The following is a 25,260-nucleotide window of genomic DNA, read 5'->3' on the forward strand; positions in this document are numbered from 1 at the left end:
AGAGCCGAGCCCACGCGCCGAAGGCCGAGGCGTACGGAGACCCCGTCCGGCAGCTCGACCGGAGCCGGGGTGCGGGCTGTCAGGGCGTGGCCATTAGGTCCTGGCCGGTGCGTGCCAATGTCACGAAGGCGCTGGTCGATCGTGTTTTTAGGAGCCTACGACCGGCACCAAGCGGCCCGGGCGTTTCATGCCAGCCACATCTCCTTACGTGCGGGGTGCACGGAAGGAGAAGCTCTCTCCAACGCCACCGGGAAACGGTCTCCGCACAGACCGGATGCCGGGCCATTGACCCACACCACCAGCCGGAGCCCAGCACCCCATGAGAGTCCTCATATCCAGTGTCTCCTCGGATTCACACACCTGGAATCTGGTCTATCTCCAGCTCCTGCTGGAGGAACTCGGTCATCAGACCGTCAACATCGGTGCCTGTGTACCGGAATCACTGCTTGTGCAGGAAGCCCTCAGCGAGCGTCCCGACCTGGTCGTCATCAGCAGCGTCAACGGTCATGGCCATCAACAGGGCGGATCGTACGTCCGCGCCCTGCACGAGCACCTTCCCGGCCTTCCGGTCGTCATCGGCGGCAAGTTGGGCACTCGGGGAGACGGGAACACCAGCTACATCGCCGACCTGCTCGACCAGGGCTTCTCCGGGGTCTTCGTCGGTGAGGACGCGATTCCGGAGTTCATCCGGCACCTCGAGCACCTTGACGCCTTGGTCGCGGCGTGACGACGTCACCGGCGCCCATCGCCTTCTCCGCCTACGTGGCCGAGCACCACGCGCAGGGCCGACTCGTGGTCCAGCCCCGGATGGGTTTCGGCACCATCCCCCGCATGCGTGACGGTCTGCGGGCCGTCGCCGGCGCACGGGCCGACACCGTCGGCACCCTCACCCTGGACAGCTACACCAGGGTCGGCGATCACGCGGCCGCCGACCTCGCCCTTCGCGACGGCCACGATCTGAACGGCTATCCCCTCGTACTGCACGGGGCCACCGACACCCGCGACATGGTCGCCGAGGCCGTCGGCACCCGCGTACCCGTCCAGGTACGGCACGGATCCGCACTGCCCCTGAAGATCTTCAGGACCCTGCTGGACGCGGGACTGGACGCCACTGAGGGCGGCCCCGTCTCCTACTGCCTGCCCTACAGCCGAGTTCCGCTCGCCAAGGCCGTCGAGGCCTGGGCCGAGTGCTGCGAGGTCCTCGCGCCGGGCCCCGGCGACGGCAGGCCCGGACACCTGGAGAGCTTCGCCGGCTGCATGTTGGGCCAGCTGTGTCCGCCATCGCTGACGGTCGCGCTCAGCATCCTGGAGGGGCTCTTCTTCCGGCAGCACGGTCTCCGCAGCATCTCGCTGAGCTACGCACAGCAGGTGCACGCCGGCCAGGACCGCGAGGCAGTCCGGGCACTTCGCCGACTCGTCCGCGAGTTCCTGCCCGATCTGGACACCCATATCGTCGTCTACACGTTCATGGGGCTCTTCCCCAGCACCCCCGAGGGCGCTGCGGCGATCTCCCGCGACAGCGTGGAACTGGCACTGGCGGCAGGCGCGCATCGGCTGATCGTCAAGACCGCCGTCGAATCCTCGCGCATCCCCACGGTCGCGGAGAACGTCGAGGCGCTGGAACTCGCAGCCGAGCACGCGACCCGCTTCGGGCCACAGGCCGCTCTCATCACCCGTACGGACCATGGCGACGAGGACAGCGAGACCTACCTCGAGGCACGCGCCCTGGTCGATGCGGTTCGCGGGCTGCGCCCTGACATCGGTGACTCCCTGGTCACCGCATTCCGTACGGGCGTGCTGGACCTGCCGTACTGCCTCCACCCGGACAACGCCGGGCGGACACGGACTGCCTTCACCCCCGAGGGGCGGCTCACCTGGGCCGACACCGGCCGGATGCCCCTGCCTCCGCGGAGCGCGCGAACGGACGCCCACGCGGGCGGATCGGCCGAGTTGCTCCGGATGCTCAGCGAGAACCAGAGGCGCTACGACCTCCGGCCTGTCCCCGTCCTTCGATAGAAGAGGTTCACCATGAGCGCAGCCCCGACCGGAGCAGAACGAAAGGGCGCTCTCCAGCTGTCACTGGCGATGGTCCTCTCGGGCACGATCGGCGTCTTCGTGGTCGAGTCCGGAGCCGCTCCGTTCAACGTGGTCTTCTTCCGATGCGTGTTCGGCGCGGTCGCACTCGGCCTGTACTGCCTGGCCCGCGGATTCTTCCGTGACCACGGCTTCACCCGGCACAAGGTTCTCCTGACCTGCCTGGGCGGTGTGTTCATCGTCTTCAACTGGGTGCTGCTCTTCGAGTCGTACCGGTCCACGTCCATTTCCGTTGCCACGGTCGTCTACCACACACAGCCGTTCTACGTGGTCCTGCTCGGCGCGCTCTTCTTCCGCGACAAGCTGACGATCTCGAAGTTCGGCTGGCTGGCCGTCGCCTTCGGTGGACTCGTCCTGGTCGCCGGGGTGTCCCCCGCCGACCTCGTCGGAGGCGGCAGCTACCTGATCGGACTGGGAGAGGCGCTGCTCGCAGCCCTCTTCTATGCGCTCTCCACCATCTACACCAAACGCGTGACGGGCGTGAGGCCGCATCTGGTCGCCCTGATGCAGGTTCTCGTGGGCATCCCCCTGCTGCTTCCGTTCACGAACCTGGCGGAGACGGCAGGTCTGGGCGCCGGCTGGGCCTGGCTGGTCGGCCTCGGGGTCATCCACACCTGTGTGATGTACGCCCTCATGTACTCCTCGTACCAGAAGCTGCCCACGTCCAAGATCGCCGTGCTGGCCTTCATCTATCCGGCCGTTGCGATGTTCTGCGACTGGGCCGTGTACGGACACCGTGTGAGCCTTCTGCAAGCCCTGGGCATTCCGCTGATCGCCGCCGCGACCCTGGGCATCAACCTCGGTTGGCGCTTCGGGCCGAGCCGCCCGGTCGCCCCGGTTCCCGCCGCCACCCCCCTTACTCCCGTCGCCCCTGTGGCAATCAAAGCCGCCGGTCCCGTACCGGCCCTCCCTTCTCGGAGCACCACGTGAGTCGTTCGCGTCCACCCCGTATCGCCGTCGTCGGCGGCACCGGAGCCGTAGGCCGCACCCTGCTGGGCCTGATCGAGGAGCGCGGATTCGCCCACGACTCCGTGCGGCTGGTCGCTTCGGAGCGGTCCGCCGGCCGCGCCGTAACCGTCCTCGGCCGGACCGTCGTCGTCGAGGACCTGCGCACCACGGACTTCTCCGACGTCGACATCGCGTTCTTCTCTGCGGGTACACCCGTCAGCGCCGAATGGGCGGAGAAGGCCGCCGGAGCAGGCGCCCTGGTGATCGACAACACCAACGCCTTCCGGATGGACCCCGCATCGCATCTCGTCGTTCCGCAGGTCAACGGCGCATTGCTGGCCGAGCGCCCGATCTCCGGGATCGTCGCCAACCCCAACTGCTCGACCATTCCGCTGGTTCGTCTGCTGCGCCCGGTACACGAGGCCTTCGGGCTGCGGAGCGTCTACGTCTCCACCTACCAGGCCGCCTCCGGCGGTGGTCAGAACGGCATCGACGAGTTGTACGACGGCGCGCGCAGCATTCTGGCGGGCGAAACCGCTCAGGCCCAGCGGTTCAGTCAGCCACTGGCCTTCGACGTCCTGCCGGCCATCGACACCATGCAGGCCGACGGATTCACCCTCGAAGAGCGCAAGATGCGGCAGGAGTCCCGGCGCATCCTCGACCTGCCCGGACTGGACCTCGTCGCGACCTGCGTCCGAGTCCCCGTGGAGAACGGGCACAGCGAGGCCGTTGCCCTCGAGTGCGATCGCCCGGTGGACGCCACCGAACTGGCCCGCCTGCTGGACGCCCAGGACGAGGTCAAGGTGTGGCGCGAGGGTTGGCCCACGCCCCGCACCATCGTCGACGCGCCCGATCTGGTCCACGTCGGCCGCATCCGGATCGACCCCGAGCGCCCGAACCGCGCCCTGCTGTGGCTCGTCGCGGACAACCTGAGGATCGGCGCCGCACTCAACGCGCTGCAGATCGCCGAACGAGCCGTCCAGGAGGGCATGGCATGAGCAACATCGACCACCGCCCCACAAGCGTGCTGAAGTTCGGCGGGTCCAGCTTCGCCTCCGCCGGCCACTACCGTGATGTGGCCGCGCACCTCAGAGCCCGGGTCGAAGCCGGGGAACGGCTCGTCGTGGTCGTCAGCGGCATGCCGGGCGCGACCGAGGGCCTGCGCGAGATCGCCCAGTCCATCGACCCCGGTGTTTCCGTGGAAACGCTCCACGGAGTGCTGCCCCTTGCGGACACCATCGGCGCGGGTCTGCTGCGGATAGCCCTGCGGGGCGAGGGCGTCGACGCGGTGATGCTGCACGGCGACCGCACCGGACTGCGCTCGGACGGCACCCGGCACAAGGCGGCCACGCTCACCGGCTTCGACCCGGGCCCGCTGGAGGAGGCATTCACGCGCGCTCCCGTCGTCGTGCTTCCCGGCGGACAGGCCGACGACGGGAGCGGGAACCCGGCCTGGCTCGGGAAGAACAGTTCCGACCTCAGCGCCACGGCGCTGGCAGGTGCTCTGGGCCTGAAGAGCTGTGAGATCTACTCCGACGTCAACGGGGTGTACGACGCCGATCCGCGCCTGGTCCCGGAGGCGCGGCGCATTCCCGCCCTCTCGTACGAGGACGTCGTGCTGCTCGGTCGCCACGGCGCGAAGGTACTGCACCCGGAGGCGGTGCGGACCGCCCAGCGCCACCAGGTGCAGATCGTCTGCCGACTCAACACGGGTGCGTTCGAGGCGGGTTCGGTGATCGACGGCCATGGCGACGGCATCGGCGTCGACGCTGTGATCATCGATGCCCGTTCGGTCGTCGCCGAGTTCGGGACCTCGTCCGAGGCGGAGCTCGCCCTCGGGGCACTCGAATCCGCCGGGGCTCCCGCGAGTCTCCCGGACTGGCCCGGCCGCCATCTGGTAGCGGTGAACGGCGGCTTCTTCGACGTGCGACGCTGCCTCGACGAGAACGGCCTCACCGGTGAGATCACCGATGAACGCATGGTGACCGAAGTCCGTGCCGGACAACCCCTGCTCCACGTGGCCCCCACGGCGGATTCCGCCCTGGACTACGGGCACCGCCTGCACACCGACCTCCGCGACAGGTCATCCGTACTGGTCTGAGCACGACCTCGAAAAAAGCAAAACCCCCAGGTCACGGCGAGTGAGTCCTGGGGGTTCTACAGAGCCGCCTTCGGGATTCGAACCCGAGACCTACGCATTACGAGTGCGTTGCTCTGGCCAGCTGAGCTAAGGCGGCACCGCTGGGAAGACAAGAATTTCCCTGGTGGGAGGCTCTCATCAGCAGCGGCGCCAAGTCTACAGGGTTAAACGGGGTGCCCCGAACAGGGTCCTTCAACGGCGTCGCCGGTGGTGGTCAGCACTTCTTCCCGTCCTGCGGAGCAGTGCCCTCCAGCAGGTAGCGGTTGATCGCCGAGTCGATGCAGTCGCTGCCCCGGCCGTACGCCGTGTGGCCGTCGCCGTCGTAGGTCAGCAGGACGCCCGAGTCGAGCTGCATCGCCAGGGCCTCGGCCCACTTGTACGGGGTCGCCGGGTCGCGGGTGGTGCCGACCACCACGATCGGCGGGGCGCCCTTCGCGTGCAGTGCCTGGGCCGTGCCGGTGGCCTTCGCCGGCCAGTACGTGCAGTTCAGCGAGGCCCAGGCCAGGCCCGCGCCGAAGACCGGAGAGGCCTTCTCGAAGGAGGGCAGCTGCTTCTCGACCGCCTCGGGCCCGGCGAAGGCCGGTGGCTGGTCGAGGCAGTTGACGGCGGCGTTCGCCGACATGAGGTTGGCGTACTTGCCGTCCTGCTCGCGCTCGTAGTAGCTGTCGGCGAGCGCCAGCAGCCCGTTGCCGTCGTCCGCGTTGATCGCGGCCCCGAGCGCCTCGCGCAGCTGCGGCCAGGCGTTCTCGTCGTACAGGGCGGCGATCACCCCGGTCGTCGCCAGCGACTCGCCGAGCGCGCTGCGCGAGCGGTCGGTCGTGGGGACCGGCTGGGCGTCGACCTTGCGGAAGAACTCCTTCAGGCGTTCCGCGATCTGCTCCGGGCTGCCCTGGCCGAGCGGGCAGTCGGTCTGCTTCGCGCAGTCCGCCGCGAAGGCCCGGAAGGCGGTCTCGAAGCCCTCCGTCTGGTCCCGGTTCAGTTCGACCGCGGGCCGGGAGGGGTCCATCGCCCCGTCGAGCACCAGCCGGCCGGTTCGGCCCGGGAAGAGGTCGGCGTACGTCGCCCCGAGGAAGGTGCCGTACGAGGCTCCGACGTACGTCAGCTTCTCGTCGCCCAGCACCGCGCGCAGGACGTCCATGTCGCGGGCGGCGTCGATCGTGGACACGTGCGGCAGGACCCGCTGCGAGTGCGTCTGGCAGGCGGCCGCGAACTCCTTGAAGGCGGCCACCAGCAGGGCCTGCTCCGCCGGCGTGTCCGGCGTCTGGTCCACCTGGGTGTACTTGTCCATGGCCGGGCCGTTCAGGCATTCCACGGGGCTGCTGCGGTCGACGCCGCGCGGGTCGAAGGAGACCATGTCGTACGCGGCACGCACCGGGGCCGGGTAGCCGATGCCCGCGTACGCCTGGAGGTAGCCGATGCCGGATCCGCCCGGGCCGCCCGGGTTCACCACGAGCGAGCCGAGCCGCTTGGAGGGGTCCGTGGCCTTGCGGCGGGACACCGCGATGTCGATGTCCCCGGCCCCGGGGTTCTCGTAGTCCAGCGGAACCTTCATGGTGGTGCAGTCGAAGCCGGGCACACCGCACTCGCGCCAGGTCAGCTTCTGGTCGTAGTACGGGCGCAGCGCGGCCGGGACGGCGGTCGGCTCGGCCGACGGCTTCTCGGAGGCCCCGCCGGACGACGCGGCGGCACGGGGTGTTCCCGAACCGCCCGAGGTGCACCCGGAGAGCAGTAGCCCCGCAGCGGCGATCACGGTCCCGGTGGTGCGCAGCAGGCGACTGGTGTCCATTCCCGGAGCCTACGGCCTGCGGGCATGCCCGGGGCGGTCGTGCCCGCGCCGGGCGGCGGGCGGCCGCCCGGGCGCGGGGCGCCGCCCCGCACGGACCGGGGGCGTCTCCGGCCCGCCACGCGGACCCCTCGAACGGGTGAGGCCGTCAACCGGAGTCACAGGCACAGGCAGTCACAGGCGCAGGCGCGCACCCGGAGGCGCAGCGGAACCGCGTGTCAGCCCGCGCGCAGCGACATCGTCATGGCCTCGACGGCGAGCAGCGGGGCGACGTTGCGGTCCAGCGCCTGCCGGCACGCGATGATCGCCTCGATCCGCCGCAAGGTGCGCTCCGGGCCCGACTCCCGGGCGATCCGGTCCAGGTCCTGCCGTATCTCCTCGTTCGCGATGGCCAGCGCGGAGCCGAGCTGGAGGGCCAGCACGTCCCGGTAGAAGCCGGTGAGGTCGGTCAGGGCCAGGTCGAGGCTGTCGCGCTGCGTACGCGTACGCCGGCGCTTCTGCCGGTCCTCCAGCTCCTTCATCACGCCCGCCGTACCGCGCGGCATCCGCCCGCCGGTACCCGCTCCGGCGCCGAGCGCGGCCCGCAGCTCCTCGGTCTCCTTGGTGTCGACCTCTTCCGCGACCTGCTTGGCGTCCTCCGCAGCGGCGTCCACCAGCTCCTGCGCCGCCTTCAGGCAGTCGCCGACGTCGGCCACGCGCAACGGCAGCCGCAGCACGGTGGCGCGCCGTGAACGGGCCGCCTCGTCGGTGGCGAGCCGGCGGGCCCGGCCGATGTGCCCCTGGGTCGCGCGGGCGGCGGCCTGCGCCACGGCCGGTTCGATGCCGTCGCGCCGCACGAGCACCTCGGCGACGGCGGACACCGGCGGGGTGCGCAGCGAAAGGTGCCGGCAGCGGGAGCGGATGGTGGGCAGCACGTCCTCCAGCGAGGGGGCGCACAGCAGCCACACGGTCCGCGGAGCGGGCTCTTCCACGGCCTTGAGCAGGACGTTGCCCGCGCCTTCCGTCAACCGGTCGGCGTCCTCCAGGACGATGACCTGCCAGCGTCCGACGGCCGGGGAGAGCTGCGCCCGGCGCACCAGCGCCCGGGTGTCCTTCACGCCGATGGACAGCTGATCGGTACGGACGATCTCGACGTCGGCGTGCGTACCGATCACGGTGGTGTGGCAGCCGTCGCAGAACCCGCAGCCCGGCTCGCCGCCGAGGGCGCGGTCCGGGCTGGTGCACTGGAGCGCGGCCGCGAAGGCACGGGCGGCGGTGGACCGGCCGGAGCCGGGCGGGCCGGTGAACAGCCAGGCGTGCGTCATCTTGGAGGCGGGCGGCGGCGGGTTCCCCGATTCGATGGCGGTGACCAGGGCGTCGGCGTCGACTGCGGCGGCGGCCAGCTGGGTCTGGACCCGCTCCTGTCCCACCAGGTCGTCCCATACGGGCATCCCGCCCACCACCTTTCCCTCGCGTACCGTCCGTGCCGTCTGCTCACCCAGTGTGGCGGCTCCCACTGACAATCCCCGTCAGCCGGTCCCCACGACGACCCCAGCCGTCAACGCCGCCGGTCCCGTCACCGCCGCGGTCAGCGGCGGCGCGGCCCCCGGCCCTGGTCGTCCTCGTCGTCCCGGCGCGGTCCCAGCAGCTCGTCCGCCAGCGTCGGCAGATCGTCCAGCGGAGTCTCCTCCGCCCAGTCCGAGCGGGGCCTGCGCGGCCGGCCGTCCTCGGCGGGGAGCGGCAGTTCGCGGGTCGCGTCGTTGCCCGAGTCGCGGAAGATGCCCGGCGGGACCCGGTCGGCCGGGTTCTCCTCGGGGCGCTGGGCCGTCGGCCGGGACGCGGAGTACGGGGCCCTGGGCGCTGCCGGCCGCGTAGCCGGCGCCTCGCCCGTGCCCGTGGGGCGTACGGGCGGCAGGACCGCCGTCTCGTCCGCCGGACCCGTCGCGCGGACGGGCGGCAGCACCGCCGTCTCGTCCGCCGGACCCGCCGCCGGATCGGCCTGCGGGACCGGGACCGTCTGGGTGACGTCGTCCGGCTGCACGACCCGCTTGACGACCGGAGTCTCGATCGTGACGGCCTCGTCGTGGTGCGGTTCCTTGCGCAGGTCGGCCTTGGGCGCAGACTCCCCGGCAGCAGCAGGGGCAGCCGCAGGAGCCGCCGGTGCAGCAGGCGCAGCCGCCGGCACGGACGCCGAAGCAGCCGCGACCGAGGCGGCAGCCGCCGCGGCAGCAGCGGACTTCGCCGCCGCCTCCGCCGCCGAGGCCTCGGCCAGCCGCCGCGCCTCCTCGGCCTTCAGCAGGGCCTCCTCGGCCCGCCGCTGCTTCTCCAGCCGGCGCTCCTCGGCCTCGGCGTGCAGCCGGGCCTCCTCCTCCGCCTGCTTGCGCAGCCGCTCCTGCTCCACCGCGCGGGCCTTCTCCTCGGCCTCCAGCCGCAGCCGCTCGGCCTCGGCCCGCTCGCGGGCCTCCTCCTCGGCGCGCAGCCGCGCCTCGTGCTCCTTGCGGGCGGCCTCGGCTTCGGCCGCGATCCGGGCCTCCTCGGCCTCGCGGGCCTTGCGGGCCTCTTCCTCGGCCAGCAGCCGGGCTTCCTCCGCCTTGCGCGCGGCCTCTTCCTCGGCCTTGCGCTTGGCCTCCTCCAGGGCGAGCCGGCGGGCCTCCGCCTGCGCGGCCACCTCGGCCTCCGACAGCGGGAGCATCCGGTCCAGGCGGTGGCGCACGACGGTGCTGACCGACTCCGGGTCCTGGCCCGCGTCGACCACCAGGTAGCGCCCGGGGTCGGCCGCGGCCAGGGTCAGGAATCCGGCGCGCACGCGCTGGTGGAACTCCGCCGGCTCCGATTCCAGCCGGTCCGGCGCCTCCGTGAACCGCTCCCGGGCCGTCTCCGGCGACACGTCGAGCAGCACGGTCAGATTCGGTACGAGTCCGTCCGTGGCCCAGCGCGAGATACGGGCGATCTCGGTCGGGGACAGGTCCCGGCCGGCGCCCTGGTAGGCCACCGAGGAGTCGACGTAGCGGTCGGTGATGACCACCGCGCCGCGCTCCAGGGCGGGCCGTACGACGGTGTCCACGTGCTCGGCGCGGTCGGCCGCGTACAGCAGGGCCTCGGCGCGGTTCGACAGGCCGGCGGAGGACACGTCGAGCAGGATCGAACGCAGCCGCTTGCCCACCGGGGTGGCCCCGGGCTCGCGCGTGACGACGACCTCGTGGCCCTTCGCCCGTATCCAGTCGGCCATCGCCTGCACCTGGGTGGACTTGCCGGCGCCGTCGCCACCCTCCAGGGCGATGAAGAACCCGGCGTCGGACGCGGCCTGGACCGGCTCCCCGCCGCGCAGCGCCTCGCGCAGGTCGCGGCGCAGCGGTACGCCGCTGCGGTCGTCGGCCTTGGCCAGGACGATGACGGCGACCGGCAGCAGCAGGGCGCCGACCAGCATCAGCGTGAAGGCCGCGCCGCCGTGGGCGAAGACGACCCCGCCGGCGGCCAGCCGGTGCGGTCCGATCAGGGCGGCCAGCAGCGGGGCGGCCACGGCCCCGACGGCCACGGCGACCCGGACGACGGCCTGCAGGTGCTCGGTGACCCGGGCCCGGCGGAACTCCTCGGTCTCCTGGTCGAGCAGCGTGTGCCCGGTGTTCGCGGCGACGCCCGCGGCGGTGCCGGCGAGCAGCGAGAGGAACACCACCGTCGAGGTGTCCGGAACCAGCCCGGTCAGCAGCAGCGCCAGCCCGGCCACCCCGACGGCCAGCGCGAGCAGGCGGCGCCGGGACAGGGAGGGAAGGACCTTGCCGGCCTGGGTGGCGCGGATGCCGAGGGCGGTGCCGCCCAGCAGGGCCAGTACGAACAGCGAGAACGCGGCTGCTCCGCCCCCCAGGTCGGTGGCGTGCAGGACGGCCACGGCGGCGGCGGCAGCGACGGCTCCGGCGACGGCCGCGCAGACGAGGACGAACAGCGGGATGGCCCCGGTACGCCCCTTCTCCGGCCGGTCCCCCGCCTTGGGGGCGCGCAGGCCCTCCAGCGGGGAGCGCGGCCGCGGGGTCTTCGTCGCGGGCAGCACCAGCGGGAGCAGCAGCGATACGGAGGCCGCGAAGAGACCGGAGGCCACGTACGAGCCGAGGGCGGCCTGGTTCTCGGCGAACCAGCCGATGCCGAGGCCGAGGGCCTTGCCGATCAGCGTCGAGGCGAGCAGTGCGGCCGCGGCGATCGGCAGGGCGGCGAAGGCGGTACGCAGGTTCAGCCGGCGCAGGGCGTCGAGGTGATCGGGCAGCGGCCGTACGGTCGCCCCCTCCGGCGGCGGCGTCGGCAGCAAGCCGGGCGCGGCGCTGTCCTTGGCCAGCCCCCACATCCGCTCGGCGGCGCCGGAGACGAAGACGGTGGCGAGCAGGGCGGTCAGCGCGTTCGGGCCGATCCAGTCGAGCCACAGCGGGGCCACGACGAAGAGGCCGAGCCGGAGCCCGTCGGCGCCGATCATCGTCCAGCGGCGGTCCAGCTTGCCGCCGGGGGCGGTGAGCTTGGCCAGCGGTCCGAGGAGGACCGCACCGAAGAGGACGGTGGACACCACGCGGACGCCGAAGACGGCGGCCACGGCGAGGGCCCAGCCGGTGTAACCACCGCCGAAGGGCTCCTGGTCCACGGCCGCCTGGAAGACCAGGAGCACCAGGACCAGCAGGGCGAGGGCATCGCCGATGCCGCTCACCAACTGCGCGCTCCACAGACGGCGCAGCCCGGGGGTGCGCAGCAGGGCGCGCACCGCGCGCTCGCGGGAGTCCGCGGCGAGGGCTTCGTCGTAGGTGGGGGCGGTGTCGGTGGTGGCGGTCACGACCGTTGGCTGCTCGGCTCGCGTCATCCGCCCAGCCTATCCGCTGTGCTTGGCGGGTGCGGAGCCCCTGTGGACAAGCTCCGGTGTGACCCCCGAAACGGCAGGGCCCGTGCGCATCGCACGGGCCCTGCCGGTTACTACTCGTCCGCGACTACTGGTCCGCGACTGCTCGTCAGCGACTACTCGTCCGCCGCAGCGGCCGCCGTCTTCTTCGCGGCCGTCTTCTTCGCGGTGGCGGTGGTCTTCTTCGCCGCCGTCGCCTTCTTGGCCGTCGTCGTCTTCTTGGCGGCAGCGGTCTTCGTCGCCGTCGCCTTCTTCGCCGGGGCCTTCTTCGCGGGAGCCTTCTTGGCCGTCTTCTTCACCGGACCCTTGGCGCGCTTCTCCGCGAGCAGCTCGTAGCCCCGCTCCGGCGTGATCGTCTCGACGTCGTCGTCCCGCCGCAGCGTCGCGTTCGTCTCGCCGTCCGTCACGTACGGGCCGAACCGGCCGTCCTTGACGACCACCGGCTTCTCGCTGACCGGGTCCGTCCCCAGCTCCTTCAGCGGCGGCTTCGCGGCCGCGCGCCCCCGCTGCTTCGGCTGCGCGTAGATCGCGAGCGCCTGCTCCAGGGTGATGGCGAACAGCTGGTCCTCGGTCTCCAGCGACCGCGAGTCCGTGCCCTTCTTCAGGTACGGGCCGTAGCGGCCGTTCTGCGCGGTGATCTCCGCGCCCTCCGCGTCCACGCCGACGACCCGGGGAAGGGACATCAGACGAAGGGCGTCTTCGAGCGTGACCGTGTCCAGGCTCATCGACTGGAACAGCGAGGCCGTCCGCGGCTTGACCGCGTTCTTGCCCGTCTTCGGCGTGCCCTCGGGCAGGATCTCCGTCACGTACGGCCCGTAGCGACCGTCCTTCGCGACGATTTCGTTCCCGCTGATCGGGTCCTTGCCCAGCTCGAACTCGCCGCTCGGCTTCGCGAAGAGCTCCTCCGCGTACTCGACCGTCAGCTCGTCGGGGGCCAGCTCCTCGGGAACGTCCGCCCGCTGGTGGCCCTCGGCGTCCTTCTCACCGCGCTCCACGTACGGCCCGTAGCGGCCGACGCGCAGCACGATGCCCTCGCCGACGGGGAAGGAGGAGATCTCCCGGGCGTCGATCGCGCCCAGGTCGGTCACCAGCTCCTTCAGACCGCCGAGCGCGTCACCGTCGGCCGGCACGACCTCGGTCGCGTCCTCCGCGCCGAAGTAGAAGCGCTTGAGCCACGGCACGGACTGGGCCTCGCCCCGCGCGATGCGGTCGAGGTCGTCCTCCATCTTGGCGGTGAAGTCGTAGTCGACGAGCCGCCCGAAGTGCGTCTCCAGCAGGTTGACCACGGCGAACGACAGGAAGGACGGCACGAGCGCCGTGCCCTTCTTGAAGACGTACCCGCGGTCCAGGATCGTGCCGATGATCGACGCGTACGTCGACGGACGGCCGATCTCCCGCTCTTCCAGCTCCTTGACCAGCGAGGCCTCGGTGTAGCGGGCCGGCGGCTTGGTCGAGTGGCCGTCGACCGTGATCTCCTCGGCCGACAGCGCGTCGCCCTCGGCGACCTGCGGGAGACGCTTCTCACGGTCGTCGAGCTCGGCGTTCGGGTCGTCCGCGCCCTCGACGTAGGCCTTCATGAAGCCGTGGAAGGTGATCGTCTTGCCGGACGCGCTGAACTCGGCGTCACGGCCGTCCGCCGACCGGCCGCCGATCTTCACGGTCACCGAGTTGCCGACCGCGTCCTTCATCTGGGAGGCGACGGTGCGCTTCCAGATGAGCTCGTACAGACGGAACTGGTCGCCGGTCAGACCGGTCTCGGCCGGGGTGCGGAAACGATCACCCGAAGGACGGATCGCCTCGTGCGCCTCCTGCGCGTTCTTGACCTTGCCCGCGTAGACGCGCGGCTTCTCCGGCAGGTACTCGGCCCCGTAGAGCTGCGTGACCTGCGCACGGGCCGCCGACACCGCGGTGTCGGAGAGCGTCGTGGAGTCGGTACGCATATAGGTGATGAAGCCGTTCTCGTACAGCTTCTGCGCCACCTGCATCGTCGCCTTCGCACCGAAGCCGAGCTTGCGCGAGGCCTCCTGCTGGAGCGTCGTCGTGCGGAACGGGGCGTACGGGGAACGGCGGTACGGCTTGGACTCGACCGACCTGACGGCGAACGAGGTCTCCGCCAGCGCGGCGGCCAGCGCCCGCGCGTTCGCCTCGTCGAGGTGCAGCACCTCGCTCTTGAGCTGCCCGGTCGAACCGAAGTCGCGGCCCTGTGCGACGCGCTTGCCGTCCACCGTGTTCAGGCGGGCGACCAGCGTGGAGGGGTCGGAGGCGTCACCGGCGCGGCCGGTGGCGAAGGTGCCGGTCAGGTCCCAGTACTCGGCCGAGCGGAAGGCGATGCGCTCGCGCTCCTTCTCGACCACCATGCGGGTGGCCACCGACTGGACGCGGCCCGCCGACAGCTTCGGCATGACCTTCTTCCACAGGACCGGCGAGACCTCGTAGCCGTAGAGGCGGTCGAGGATGCGGCGGGTCTCCTGCGCGTCGACCATGCGCTGGTTGAGCTCGCGCGGGTTGGCGACGGCGTCGCGGATCGCGTCCTTGGTGATCTCGTGGAAGACCATCCGGTGGACGGGGACCTTGGGCTTGAGGACTTCCTGCAGGTGCCACGCGATGGCTTCGCCCTCGCGGTCCTCATCGGTGGCGAGGAAGAGTTCGTCGGACTCGGCCAGCAGCTCCTTGAGCTTCCTGACCTGGGCCTTCTTATCGGCGTTGACGACGTAGATCGGCGCGAAGTCGTGTTCGACGTCCACACCGAGACGGCGGACCTCACCGGTGTACTTGTCGGGAACCTCGGCCGCGCCACTCGGGAGGTCGCGGATGTGCCCGACGCTCGCCTCGACGACGTATCCGGGGCCGAGATAGCCCTTGATCGTCTTCGCCTTGGCAGGGGACTCGACGATGACGAGTCGGCGGCCGCCCTTTGCGGTCTCGCTAGTCGGGGACAACTTGGCTCTTCTCTCCGGTCGGCACTCGGTCGCAGTACGGCGACGCTGCGGAGTGTGACGGTACAACCCGCCCCCGTGTCAAACGGCAGAAGCCCGCAACGGCCACTCGAACGGTAACCCGACAAGTGCCATTTCTGCCGCCCGGATGCCGCGCCGGGCCCTCCGCACTCACCGGGCAGAGTGGCCGAAGGGCCGTCTGGCCCCGCCCCCGGACCCCTCTTCACGTCGGTGTTTGTCGATGTTGATCGACGTGCGTCCATGCGTACGGTCCTGCGCGCATTCCGGACGAGCGGACGAAACCCGGCGCGCCGCCGGAACCTGGGCGACATCCGGCAGATTCGGCGGCCCCGAGCCGGGACCCCCGTCTCCGCCGGACCGAAGCGGCCACCACCACCGACGGCGACACCGCCCCGGCATCACGGGCCCGAGTGCCGTGGGCCGAATGTCACAGGGCCGAGCGCCACCGGGCGAATTTTGCGGGGCCGAGCGCCGCGGGGCCGAGCGCCACCGGCCGGACGTCAGAGCCCAATGTCACAGAGCCCCATGTCACAAGGGCCGGGCCCCGCCCTCACAGCCGTCCGAGGCACCAGACCCCGAGAGCCAGCGACACCCCGCCGACGAGCAGGGCCAGTGGTACGGCCACGACGGGGCGCACGCCCTCGGCCACCGGCGCGCCGCGTGGGGCGCGCGCCCCCATCCAAGCCGGCAGAGCGGCCCCGAACAGCAGGAACACGGCCGCCGCGAAGATCGCCGGACCGTGCTCCATGCCGTTCACCTCATCCCCCGGGCCGCTCTCGGGATCCCCCCGGATCCCGCTGACGGGAGGATTTCACCCGGGGGGAGACAGCAGTCGAACCTGGGGTTACATCCTGGCTCCGACTGCGCGGCCCGCGCCGTCGGCCCTACTCCCCGGCCGCCTCCGCCCCCGCGCCCGCTTCCGTTTCCGCCGCGCTCACCGGCTCCAGGAACCCCTGCTCCACGAGCATCCGGATCGCCTCGGGCGTCCGGTCCCGCAGGACCACCGGGTCCTCCTCGACCAGCTGGGCGATGGCGTCCAGAATCCGCCCTGCGGTCAGTGATCCGTCACACACCCCGGCGAAGCCGGCCCCGACCGTGTCGACCTTGGTGGCGCGCCGCATGCCCCGGTTCTGCCGGAGCACGACGTGTTCCGGATCCTCCGCGCCGGGCGCGCCGACCTGCTCCTGCACGACCTCTTCGGTCAGCCGGAAATAGCCCGCGAGCAGGGCCGCGTCGTCGTGGTCGCGCAGGTAGTCCTGGCGCGCGAAGTGCGCCAGGACGGCTTCCCCGAGAGGCTGTTCCACCGAGTGCGGCCACTCCTCGACCACGATCGACGGCTCGGCCGCGTCGCTGCGCCGCAGCGTGATCCAGCCGAAGCCGACCGCCTTGGTCTTGCGGGCTTCGAACTCGTCCAGCCAGTCCTCGTACCGCTGTTCGTACTCGGCGGGGTCGGTGCGGTGGTCTCCCGCGTCGCGCAGCCACAGCTCCGCGTACTGCGTCACGTCCTGCACGTCGCGCTGCACGATCCAGGCATCGCAGCCGCGCGGCACCCAGGCCCGTACCCGGTCGTGCCAGTCCTCGCCGTCCACGTGCTGCCAGTTGCCCAGGAACTGCGCGAATCCGCCCGGGTTGAGCCTGGCTCCGGCCTCCTGGACCAGGGTCCGGCACAGGTCGTCGCCGCCCATCCCGCCGTCCCGGTACGTCAGCCGGGCTCCGGGGGAGATCACGAAGGGCGGATTCGACACGATCAGGTCGTACGTGGCCCCGCCGACCGGCTCGAACAGCGACCCGGCGAGCAGCTCCGCCTCGGGGGCCCCCGACAGCGCCAGCGTCAACCGGGTGAATTCCAGGGCCCGCGGGTTGACATCGGTCGCCGTGACCCGGGTCGCGTGCTGGGCGGCGTGCAGTGCCTGGATCCCGGATCCGGTGCCGACGTCGAGGGCCGAGCCGACCGGGATGCGGATGGTGATCCCGGCCAGGGTCGTGGAGGCTCCGCCGACACCGAGCACCACGCCCTCCTCGCGGCTGCCGATCCCGCCGGCCCCGCCGACGGCGCAGCCGAGGTCGGAGACGATGAACCAGTCCTCGCCGTCCGGACCGCCGTACGGGCGCACGTCCACGGTGGCGTGCACCTCGTCCCCCTCCCGCCGCAGCCAGCCGTCGGCCAGCGCCGCATCGACGGGCAGGGCCGCCGCCGCGTGCACGTACGGCACCGGCTGCCGCAGCAGGAACAGCCGGGTCAGGCTCGCGAGCGGCCCGTCGCCGTGGCTCCGCGTGGCGCGCAGGGCGGGGACCGTCTCACTGCGGGCGAGCGCGGCGTACGCCGGGGCACCGAGCAGGTCGAGCAGCCCGTCGGCGGTGAAGCCCGCGGCGAGCAACGCGGCGCGGAGCTCGGCCGCGCGGGTCGACGAGGGGAGGCGGGTGGGCAGACCGGGGGGAAGGCTGGTGGTACTCACCCGCCCATTGTGGCCGCTGCCGCCGCCGTTGCCCGCGCCACACGGCCTTCGGCGCGGGCGGACATCCGCCGGGGCCTGCGGACATCCGCCGAGCACCACGGACATCCGCTGGGGCCTTCGGACATCCGCCGAGCACCACGGACATGCGCCGGGGCGGCCGGGGTCCCGAAGGATCCCGGCCGCCCCGGTGTGTGCGGCGCCGCCTGCAAAGCGGCGGCCTCCGCGAAGACTTCTAGGACTTCGCCGGCGACGGAGTCGTCACCTGGCAGCCCTTCTGGCTGTTCATCGCCTTGTCCAGCCCGCCCGCCTTGAGCTGGTCGAGGGCTTCCTTGCCGCCCTTCGTCGCCTCCTCCAGGCCGCCCGCCACCTCCTTGAGGCCCTCGGCGAACTTGCCCTGGTCCTTGGCGTCGAGGGCGTCCATCTTCGTCTTCAGGGCGGTGTAGCCCGCCGACGTCGACTCGAAGCCCATGACCGCGGCGGCCTGGGTCTTCTCCCCGTCCTTGACGGGCGGAACTCCCGCGCCCGTAAGGGCCGTACCCATCGCCTTGTACGACTCGGACATGGTCCCGAAGGCCGCCGAGTCGGTCGACTGGACCTCCTCGGGCTTACTGCTCTCGGTCGCCACCCGCTTGATGTCGGCGTTCGCCTGCTCGATCTTCTTGAGCTCGGGCTGCCAGCTGTCGCAGACCTTCTTGGCCCAGGCGTCGGTCTTCTTGTCGCCGTCGTCCCCGCCGCAGCCGGACAGGACGAGCATCAGCACCGCAGCGCCCGATACCGCGGCCGCAAGCTTCTTGTTCACCGGATTGGTCCCTTCGAAGGCTCTCGGCCCGGAAGATACACGTCCACCATCCGGGAAACGCAAAGGCGGACGGACGGCGCGTCAGTCCGCGCCCCCCGTCCGCCATTCGGGCGTACGGTCGAGTCGGGCCGGTTCAGGCCCGCGAGAGCCGGGTCAGGCCCGCAACTGCCGTCTCAGGAGGAGACCGCCGCCGCCGGGTCGCCCTGCTGGCCCACCCGCTCCGCGGTCGCGCCCTCGCCCGCCCCGTCGTCGCCCACGGAGATGCCGCGGCGCTTGGAGACGTACACCGCGCCGATGATGACGCCGATCGAGAGGATCGCGACGATCGCCCGTACGGTCGGGCTGGCGTCCGCGCCGTAGCTGAACTGCACGATCGCGGGGGCGATCAGCAGCGCCACCAGGTTCATGACCTTGAGCAGCGGGTTGATGGCGGGACCGGCGGTGTCCTTGAACGGGTCACCGACGGTGTCGCCGATGACGACCGCCTCGTGGGCCGCACTGCCCTTGCCGCCGTGGTGCCCGTCCTCGACGAGCTTCTTCGCGTTGTCCCACGCGCCACCGGAGTTGGCGAGGAAGACCGCCATCAGGGTGCCGGTGCCGATCGCGCCGGCGAGGAAGGAGCCGAGCGCTCCGACGCCGAGCGTGAACCCGACGGCGATCGGGGTGAGGACGGCGATCAGCCCGGGCGTGGCGAGTTCGCGCAGCGCGTCCTTGGTGCAGATGTCCACGACGCGCCCGTACTCGGGCTTCTCGGTGTAGTCCATGATCCCGGGGTGCTCCCGGAACTGGCGGCGCACCTCGTAGACCACCGCGCCGGCCGAACGGGACACCGCGTTGATGGCGAGGCCCGAGAACAGGAACACGACGGCCGCGCCCAGGATCAGCCCGACCAGGTTGTTGGGCTGGGCGATGTCCAGGCTGAGGTTCATCTCCCCGGCCGTCTTGGCGCCGACCTCCTTGACCGCGTTCGCGATGGCGTCGTTGTACGAGCCGAAGAGCGCGGCCGCGGCGAGCACGGCGGTGGCGATGGCAATGCCCTTGGTGATCGCCTTGGTGGTGTTGCCCACCGCGTCCAGGTCGGTCAGCACCTGCGCGCCGGCGCCCTCGACGTCCCCGGACATCTCCGCGATGCCCTGGGCGTTGTCGGAGACCGGGCCGAAGGTGTCCATGGCGACGATGACGCCGACCGTGGTGAGCAGGCCGGTGCCGGCCAGCGCCACGGCGAAGAGCGCCAGCATGATCGAGGTGCCGCCCAGCAGGAACGCCCCGTACACGCCGAGGCCGATGAGCAGCGCCGTGTAGACGGCGGACTCCAGGCCGACCGAGATGCCCGCGAGCACGACCGTGGCGGCGCCCGTCAGGGAGGACTTGCCGATGTCCCGGACGGGACGGCGGTTGGTCTCGGTGAAGTAGCCGGTGAGCTGCTGGATCAGGGCCGCGAGCACGATGCCGATGGCGACGGCGACCAGCGCCAGGATCCGCGGGTCGCCGGAGTGCCCGGAGATCGCGGCGTCGTCGACGCCGACGAGCTCCTTGTAGGTGCCCGGCAGGTACGCGTAGACGGCGATCCCGACGAGGACCAGCGAGATGGCTGCGGAGATGAAGAATCCGCGGTTGATGGCGGTCATTCCGCTGCGGTCGGTGCGCCGCGGGGAGACCGCGAAGATGCCGATCATCGCGGTGACGACCCCGATGGCGGGGACGATCAGCGGGAAGGCCAGGCCCAGGTCGCCGAAGGCGGCCTTGCCGAGGATGAGGGCCGCCACGAGGGTGACGGCGTACGACTCGAAGAGGTCGGCGGCCATTCCCGCGCAGTCTCCGACGTTGTCGCCCACATTGTCGGCGATGGTCGCGGCATTGCGCGGGTCGTCCTCCGGAATGCCCTGCTCGACCTTGCCGACCAGGTCGGCGCCGACGTCGGCGGCCTTGGTGAAGATGCCGCCTCCGACACGCATGAACATCGCGATGAGCGCGGCGCCGAGGCCGAAGCCCTCCAGGACCTTGGGCGCGTCGGCGGCGTAGACGAGCACGACGCAGGACGCGCCGAGCAGGCCGAGGCCGACGGTGAACATGCCCACCACGCCGCCGGTGCGGAACGCGATCCGCATGGCCTTGTGGGAGACCTCGGTCAGGTCCTTGGCGGGCTCGCCCTCTCTGGGGGTGGCCTCGCGCGCGGCGGCGGCGACGCGGACGTTGGCACGGACCGCGAGGCGCATGCCGATGTAGCCGGTGGCGGCCGAGAAGATGGCGCCGACGAGGAAGAAGGCGGAACGTCCCGCCCGCTGCGTCCAGTCGTCCGCGGGGAGCAGGAACAGCAGGAAGAACACGACGACGGCGAAGACGCCGAGCGTGCGGAGCTGCCGGCCGAGGTAGGCGTTGGCGCCTTCCTGGACGGCGGCGGCGATCTCCTTCATGGAGTCGGTTCCCTCGTCGGCGGCGAGGACCTGGCGGACCAGGATCTGCGCGACGACGAGCGCGGCGATGGCCACGGCCGCAATGACGATCACGATGAGCCGATTGTCATCCGTGAGTACTGCGGATGCCAGGTCTGTGGTGCGACCCGGCGCGATAGGGGTGAAGAGCCCCGTCATTCGTCCTCCTTGACGTGATGAGCTCAAGATGTGGACGGATTGTAGGGAGCGGGACCCGATCAAAACAGTGCGCAGGAAACGGAATTGGCCCGCACTTGCTCCTCACCAATAGATCTGGTCACTCCATTACCCTCGAAAGCGGTAACGGGGCAAAAGCATTGACGCTTGATCACCGATCGGGAAATCTGCCGGAGAACGATCACGGAATTGATCTACGGGCACACAAAAGGCCCTGCTCGGCAGGGCCTTGAATAAGATCAGAAGATACGTCGGCACGCGCGGCGGAACATCATCGGCGCCCACACCAAGGCGCCTCCGACGCCTTACCGGCACCCGCCCGGTCCCCCGTCGCCAGACGACCGGACGCCGAGGACCGCCCGCGGCGCAGCCCGACCGAGGCACGAAACAGACGGGGAAGCACCAAACCCGCGAGGCGGGACGAGAACCCGCCGGGCACCACGAGAACCCGCCAGCCCCACGAGACCTGCGAGCCGGCATGCGCCCCAGCGGAGGCCCCACGACACCCTGCAAGGCCGCACGGAGCCCCACCGGACGGCATGTGACCGCTGGGCAGCACAAGACCCCGCCGGGGCCACGAGGGCCCCGGGGCAGCACAAAAACCCCCGGGCGGCACAGGGCCACTCGGCGGGCAACGGGCACATAGCGGTTGGTAACAACGGGCACGAAGCGGTGGGCGTCGAGCCGTGACCGGCGCCGATGGGAGCAGCGCCCCGCGACCGGCGGCGGTCGAGCCGCAGCCGGGCACCCGCCGACTACGGCAGTTCGGAGGTCCCCGAGACGGGCCAGCTCATCCGGATGGTCCCGCCGGTCTCCCCGCTGATGACGTCGACGTCGTCGACCAGGCCGCTGATCACGGCAAGGCCCATCTCGTCCTCGCCCTCGATGTCGGGGTCCAGGACGGCGTCCATTCCGGGCACGGCAGCAGCCGGACCGCCGGCCGGTCCGGGTACTTCGTCGCTGACCTCGATGGAGAACACCTTCTCCTCCTCGGTCAGCACCACCCGGACGGGCGCGGTCAGCCCGTTGGTGCGATGCAGTCCGACGGCACGCGAACAGGCCTCGCCCACGGCGAGACGGACCTCGTCGAGGACGGCTTCCTCCACACCGGCCCGTCGCGCCACGGCGGCCGCGACCAAGCGGGCCGTCCGGACGTGTTCGGGCTGGGCGCTGAAGCGCAGTTCAACGGTGGCCATGCGCGTCCCCCTCGGACTACGGGCGTGCCTTACAGGGGCCCGGACCGCTTGTGGCCCGGTACCCCCCGCTCCATCATCGGCCGTTTCGCCGCCGAGCGCCGTCAGTCGGTGGCGTTGACGGCGTCTTCCACCGAGTTGTGGATCGGAAACACCTTGGTCAGACCGGTGATTCGGAAGATCTTCAGGATGCGCTCCTGGTTGCACACCAGACGCAGCGAGCCCTCGTGCGCGCGGACGCGCTTGAGGCCTCCCACGAGCACACCAAGCCCGGTGGAGTCGAGGAAGTCCACTCGCTCCATGTCGACAACCAGGTGGTAGCTGCCGTCGTTCACCAACTCGACCAACTGCTCGCGCAGCTTGGGCGCGGTATACACATCAATCTCGCCACCGACCTCCACGACCGTACGGTCGCCGACAGTGCGAGTCGACAGGGACAGGTCCACGGATCCTCCAGCACCTTGCTATCGAGCGGCGCCCCCCAGGGGCCTCCCCAACCCGGAGGTAGGAGAGGGATTGGCTGCCGCGATGGCATTCAATCACTTACCGGCAGGCGCGCACGACGCCTTCGGACCATTGTCCCGCACGCCGGTGACACACTCGGTTCCAATGGCCAACACTCACCGTCCCGGTCCGCCCACGGCACACGAGGACGTCAGACCCACCCCCGGCACGGTCCTGGACCGGCTGTCACGGGGGCCTTCCCGAGCTGCGCGCATCACCCATACGGAGCACTTGCCCCCTCGGGAGGGTCGTCATGCGGTCTGGCCCGATCGCATCCGAACTGATGTCGTGGCCGCAATTCAGGCCGCCGGGATCGACCATCCGTGGGAACACCAGGCCGCGGCCGCCGAGCACGCCCTCGACGGGGAGTCCGTGGTCGTCGCCACGGGCACCGCCTCGGGCAAATCGCTGGCCTACCTCGCGCCCGTGCTCTCAGCCCTCGCCGACGGGGCCGAGGCGCCCAACGGCCGGGGCGCGACCGCCCTGTACCTGGCCCCGACCAAGGCCCTGGCCGCCGACCAGCGCCGTGCCGTACGGGAACTGGCCGGCCCGCTCGGAAACGCCATCCGGCCCGCCGTCTACGACGGCGACACCCCGGTCGAGGAACGCGAGTGGGTGCGCCAGTACGCGAACTACGTCCTCACCAACCCCGACATGCTGCACCGCGGGATCCTCCCGGCCCACCCGCGCTGGTCCTCCTTCCTGCGGGCCCTGCGCTACGTGGTCATCGACGAGTGCCACACCTACCGGGGCGTCTTCGGCTCTCACGTCGCCCAGGTCCTGCGGCGGCTGCGCCGGCTGTGTGCCCGCTACGGCTCCGATCCCGTGTTCCTGCTGGCCTCCGCCACCGCGAGCGACCCGGCGACCGCCGCGTCCCGTCTGACGGGCCTGCCGGTGGTGGAGGTGTCCGACGACGCCTCCCCGCGCGGCGAGGTCGTCTTCGCCCTGTGGGAGCCGCCCCTGACCGACCTCAAGGGCGAGCGGGGCGCCCCCGTACGCCGTACGGCCACCGCCGAGACCGCCGATCTGCTCACCGACCTGGTCGTCCAGGGCGTCCGTACGGTCGCCTTCGTCCGCTCCCGGCGCGGCGCCGAGCTGATCGCCGTGATCGCCCAGGAGAAGCTCGCGGCCGTGGACCGCTCGCTGCCCCGGCGGGTCGCGGCCTACCGCGGCGGCTACCTGCCCGAGGAGCGCCGGGCCCTGGAACGGGCCCTGCACTCCGGCGACCTGCTCGGTCTGGCCGCGACGACCGCCCTGGAGCTGGGCGTGGACGTCTCCGGCCTGGACGCCGTCCTGATCACCGGCTACCCGGGCACCCGCGCCTCCCTGTGGCAGCAGGCCGGCCGGGCCGGGCGCTCGGGCCAGGGCGCGCTGGCCATCCTGGTCGCCCGCGACGACCCGCTGGACACCTACCTGGTCCACCACCCCGAGGCCCTGTTCCGGCAGCCCGTGGAGGCCACGGTCCTGGACCCCGACAACCCGTACGTCCTGGCCCCGCACCTGTGCGCGGCCGCAGCCGAGCTACCCCTCACGGAGCCCGACCTCGACCTCTTCGGCCCGGCGGCACGCGACCTCCTCCCCCAGCTCGAAGCGGCGAAACTGCTGCGCCGCCGGGCCACGGCCTGGCACTGGACCCGCCGGGAACGGGCCTCGGACCTCACCGACATCCGGGGCGGCGGCGGACGCCCGGTCCAGATCGTCGAGGCCGCCACGGGCCGCCTGCTGGGCACGGTCGACGAGGAGGCCTCCCACGCCGCCGTCCACGACGGGGCGGTCCACCTCCACCAGGGCCGCACGTACCTGGTGAAACACCTGGACCTGGAGGACTCGGTCGCGCTGGTCGAGGAGGCGAACCCGCCGTTCTCCACCACGGCCCGCGATACGACCGCCATCTCCGTCCTGGAGACCGAAACGGAGATCGCCTGGGGCCGGGGCAGGCTCTGCTTCGGTTCCGTCGAGGTCACCAACCAGGTCGTCTCCTATCTGCGCCGCAAACTGATCACCGGCGAGGTGCTCGGCGAAGCCAAACTGGATCTGCCGCCCCGCACCCTGCGCACCCGGGCCGTGTGGTGGACGGTCACCGAGGACCAGCTCGACGAGGCCCGGATCAACCCGGAGATCCTCGGCGGCGCCCTGCACGCCGCCGAGCACGCCTCCATCGGCCTGCTCCCGCTCTTCGCCACCTGCGACCGCTGGGACATCGGCGGGGTCTCCGTCCCGCTGCATCCCGACACCCTGCTCCCGACGGTCTTCGTCTACGACGGCCACCCGGGCGGAGCCGGCTTCGCCGAGCGCGCCTTCCACACGGCCCGCGCCTGGCTGACGGCGACCCGTGACGCGATCGCCGCCTGCGAGTGCGAGGCCGGCTGCCCTTCCTGCATCCAGTCCCCCAAGTGCGGCAACGGCAACGACCCCCTGCACAAGCGCGGCGCCGTCCGCCTCCTCACCCACCTCCTCTCGGAATCCCCACCCCCCACCCCACCAGCGACCCCCTGAGCCCCTCCGAACCTTCGGGGGCGGGGCTGGGCCGACGGGCCGCCAGGGCCGACAGCGGGAACCAGGGCTTCGCGGATTCACCGGCGATTGGCTGAAAATCGCCCCTGTCGCCCCCCAAACCGGGACAGTCGCCCTGGAGCCACGCCCGTACCCCCAGCCCCTCCCAGACGGGCCTCCAGGGCGTCCTTGACCCCTCCCAGGCGGGGGGGGCAGGCACCCTCGCTCCTCCCCAGGGCAGAAGCGGGATCCTCAGCCCCTCCCGGGAGAGGGCGAGCACCCTCGCCCCCCCCTCCCGGACGGGCGGGGCGAGCACCCTCCAGCCCTCCCGGACGGCGGGGTGGGCCCCGCGGCCCTCCCGGACGGCGGGGTGGGCCCCGCGGCCCTCCCGGCTGCGGGTTCCGCAAGGCCGCGGGTCCCGGGGACCCGGCTCCG

Annotated in this window: 16 protein-coding genes and 1 tRNA gene; 6 read left to right on the forward strand and 11 right to left on the reverse strand. The window is 71.6% G+C overall.

The window, feature by feature from the left end; genetic code table 11:
• Positions 1-319 precede the first annotated feature (319 nt).
• Genes ACFVX6_RS02945 through ACFVX6_RS02965 form a run of 5 tightly spaced genes read left to right on the forward strand, consistent with a single transcriptional unit; the run spans position 320 to position 5,143 of the window.
• Positions 320-727: a cobalamin B12-binding domain-containing protein gene (locus tag ACFVX6_RS02945; protein ID WP_389687319.1), complete on the forward strand. Its 408-nt coding sequence runs from the start codon at positions 320-322 to the stop codon at positions 725-727.
• Entirely contained in the window at positions 724-2,016 is a 1,293-nt protein-coding gene (locus ACFVX6_RS02950; protein WP_389687321.1) for a methylaspartate mutase, read from the forward strand. The genes ACFVX6_RS02945 and ACFVX6_RS02950 overlap by 4 nt, the downstream gene beginning before the upstream one ends.
• 12 nt (positions 2,017-2,028) lie before the next feature.
• Positions 2,029-3,024: a DMT family transporter gene (locus ACFVX6_RS02955; protein WP_389687323.1), complete on the forward strand. Its 996-nt coding sequence runs from the start codon at positions 2,029-2,031 to the stop codon at positions 3,022-3,024.
• Entirely contained in the window at positions 3,021-4,040 is a 1,020-nt protein-coding gene (locus ACFVX6_RS02960; protein WP_389687325.1) for an aspartate-semialdehyde dehydrogenase, read from the forward strand. The genes ACFVX6_RS02955 and ACFVX6_RS02960 overlap by 4 nt, the downstream gene beginning before the upstream one ends.
• Positions 4,037-5,143 carry an aspartate kinase gene (locus ACFVX6_RS02965; RefSeq protein WP_389687327.1) on the forward strand — a complete coding sequence of 369 codons (1,107 nt, stop codon included), beginning with the start codon at positions 4,037-4,039 and terminating at the stop codon, positions 5,141-5,143. Before ACFVX6_RS02960 ends, ACFVX6_RS02965 begins: the two co-directional genes overlap by 4 nt.
• Before the next feature lie 62 nt (positions 5,144-5,205).
• Here ACFVX6_RS02965 and ACFVX6_RS02970 read toward each other — a convergent pair.
• The 11 genes from ACFVX6_RS02970 to bldG form a co-directional block, all read right to left on the reverse strand.
• Positions 5,206-5,279, reverse strand: a tRNA-Thr gene (locus tag ACFVX6_RS02970).
• Positions 5,280-5,396: 117 nt separating this feature from the next.
• Positions 5,397-6,968 (reverse strand): alpha/beta hydrolase, encoded by a 1,572-nt coding sequence (locus ACFVX6_RS02975; protein WP_389687329.1) that lies wholly within the window; start codon positions 6,966-6,968, stop codon positions 5,397-5,399.
• A gap of 215 nt (positions 6,969-7,183) precedes the next feature.
• Entirely contained in the window at positions 7,184-8,395 is a 1,212-nt protein-coding gene (locus ACFVX6_RS02980) for a DNA polymerase III subunit delta' (RefSeq protein WP_389687331.1), read from the reverse strand.
• 137 nt (positions 8,396-8,532) lie between these two features.
• Entirely contained in the window at positions 8,533-11,778 is a 3,246-nt protein-coding gene (gene tmk / locus ACFVX6_RS02985) for a dTMP kinase (protein ID WP_389687333.1), read from the reverse strand.
• Between the two features lie 152 nt (positions 11,779-11,930).
• Positions 11,931-14,753 (reverse strand): type I DNA topoisomerase, encoded by a 2,823-nt coding sequence (gene topA / locus ACFVX6_RS02990; protein WP_389687335.1) that lies wholly within the window; start codon positions 14,751-14,753, stop codon positions 11,931-11,933.
• A 568-nt stretch (positions 14,754-15,321) separates the two neighbouring features.
• Complete coding sequence (locus ACFVX6_RS02995; protein WP_389687337.1) at positions 15,322-15,519, reverse strand: hypothetical protein; 198 nt, start codon at positions 15,517-15,519, stop codon at positions 15,322-15,324.
• Between the two features lie 136 nt (positions 15,520-15,655).
• Entirely contained in the window at positions 15,656-17,227 is a 1,572-nt protein-coding gene (locus tag ACFVX6_RS03000; RefSeq protein WP_389687339.1) for a methyltransferase, read from the reverse strand.
• Between the two features lie 232 nt (positions 17,228-17,459).
• Complete coding sequence (locus ACFVX6_RS03005) at positions 17,460-18,026, reverse strand: small secreted protein (protein ID WP_250745401.1); 567 nt, start codon at positions 18,024-18,026, stop codon at positions 17,460-17,462.
• A gap of 173 nt (positions 18,027-18,199) precedes the next feature.
• Positions 18,200-20,617, reverse strand: coding sequence for a sodium-translocating pyrophosphatase (locus ACFVX6_RS03010; protein ID WP_389687341.1), 2,418 nt, complete (start codon positions 20,615-20,617; stop codon positions 18,200-18,202).
• 773 nt (positions 20,618-21,390) lie between these two features.
• Complete coding sequence (locus ACFVX6_RS03015) at positions 21,391-21,831, reverse strand: ATP-binding protein (protein ID WP_389687343.1); 441 nt, start codon at positions 21,829-21,831, stop codon at positions 21,391-21,393.
• A gap of 101 nt (positions 21,832-21,932) precedes the next feature.
• Complete coding sequence (gene bldG / locus ACFVX6_RS03020; protein ID WP_243339893.1) at positions 21,933-22,274, reverse strand: anti-sigma factor antagonist BldG; 342 nt, start codon at positions 22,272-22,274, stop codon at positions 21,933-21,935.
• A gap of 82 nt (positions 22,275-22,356) precedes the next feature.
• Here bldG and ACFVX6_RS03025 point away from each other — a divergent pair, with 82 nt between their 5' ends.
• A complete protein-coding gene (locus tag ACFVX6_RS03025) occupies positions 22,357-24,828 on the forward strand; it encodes a DEAD/DEAH box helicase (protein ID WP_389687345.1) in 2,472 nt (823 codons plus the stop codon).
• Positions 24,829-25,260: the final 432 nt, after the last annotated feature.

It is taken from the genome of Streptomyces sp. NPDC058289 (assembly GCF_042880975.1).
In the GTDB taxonomy this organism is placed as follows: Bacteria; Actinomycetota; Actinomycetes; order Streptomycetales; family Streptomycetaceae; genus Streptomyces; species Streptomyces stoeckheimensis.

Coding starts and splice junctions, on each gene's coding strand:
- tmk (WP_389687333.1), bottom strand. CDS start 11,778: ATGACGCGAGCCGAGCAGCCAACGGTCGTGACCGCCACCACCGACACC.
- ACFVX6_RS02945 (WP_389687319.1), top strand. CDS start 320: ATGAGAGTCCTCATATCCAGTGTCTCCTCGGATTCACACACCTGGAAT.
- ACFVX6_RS03025 (WP_389687345.1), top strand. CDS start 22,357: ATGGCATTCAATCACTTACCGGCAGGCGCGCACGACGCCTTCGGACCA.
- ACFVX6_RS02980 (WP_389687331.1), bottom strand. CDS start 8,395: ATGCCCGTATGGGACGACCTGGTGGGACAGGAGCGGGTCCAGACCCAG.
- ACFVX6_RS02965 (WP_389687327.1), top strand. CDS start 4,037: ATGAGCAACATCGACCACCGCCCCACAAGCGTGCTGAAGTTCGGCGGG.
- ACFVX6_RS03010 (WP_389687341.1), bottom strand. CDS start 20,617: ATGACGGGGCTCTTCACCCCTATCGCGCCGGGTCGCACCACAGACCTG.
- ACFVX6_RS02975 (WP_389687329.1), bottom strand. CDS start 6,968: ATGGACACCAGTCGCCTGCTGCGCACCACCGGGACCGTGATCGCCGCT.
- ACFVX6_RS02995 (WP_389687337.1), bottom strand. CDS start 15,519: ATGGAGCACGGTCCGGCGATCTTCGCGGCGGCCGTGTTCCTGCTGTTC.
- ACFVX6_RS02955 (WP_389687323.1), top strand. CDS start 2,029: ATGAGCGCAGCCCCGACCGGAGCAGAACGAAAGGGCGCTCTCCAGCTG.
- ACFVX6_RS03015 (WP_389687343.1), bottom strand. CDS start 21,831: ATGGCCACCGTTGAACTGCGCTTCAGCGCCCAGCCCGAACACGTCCGG.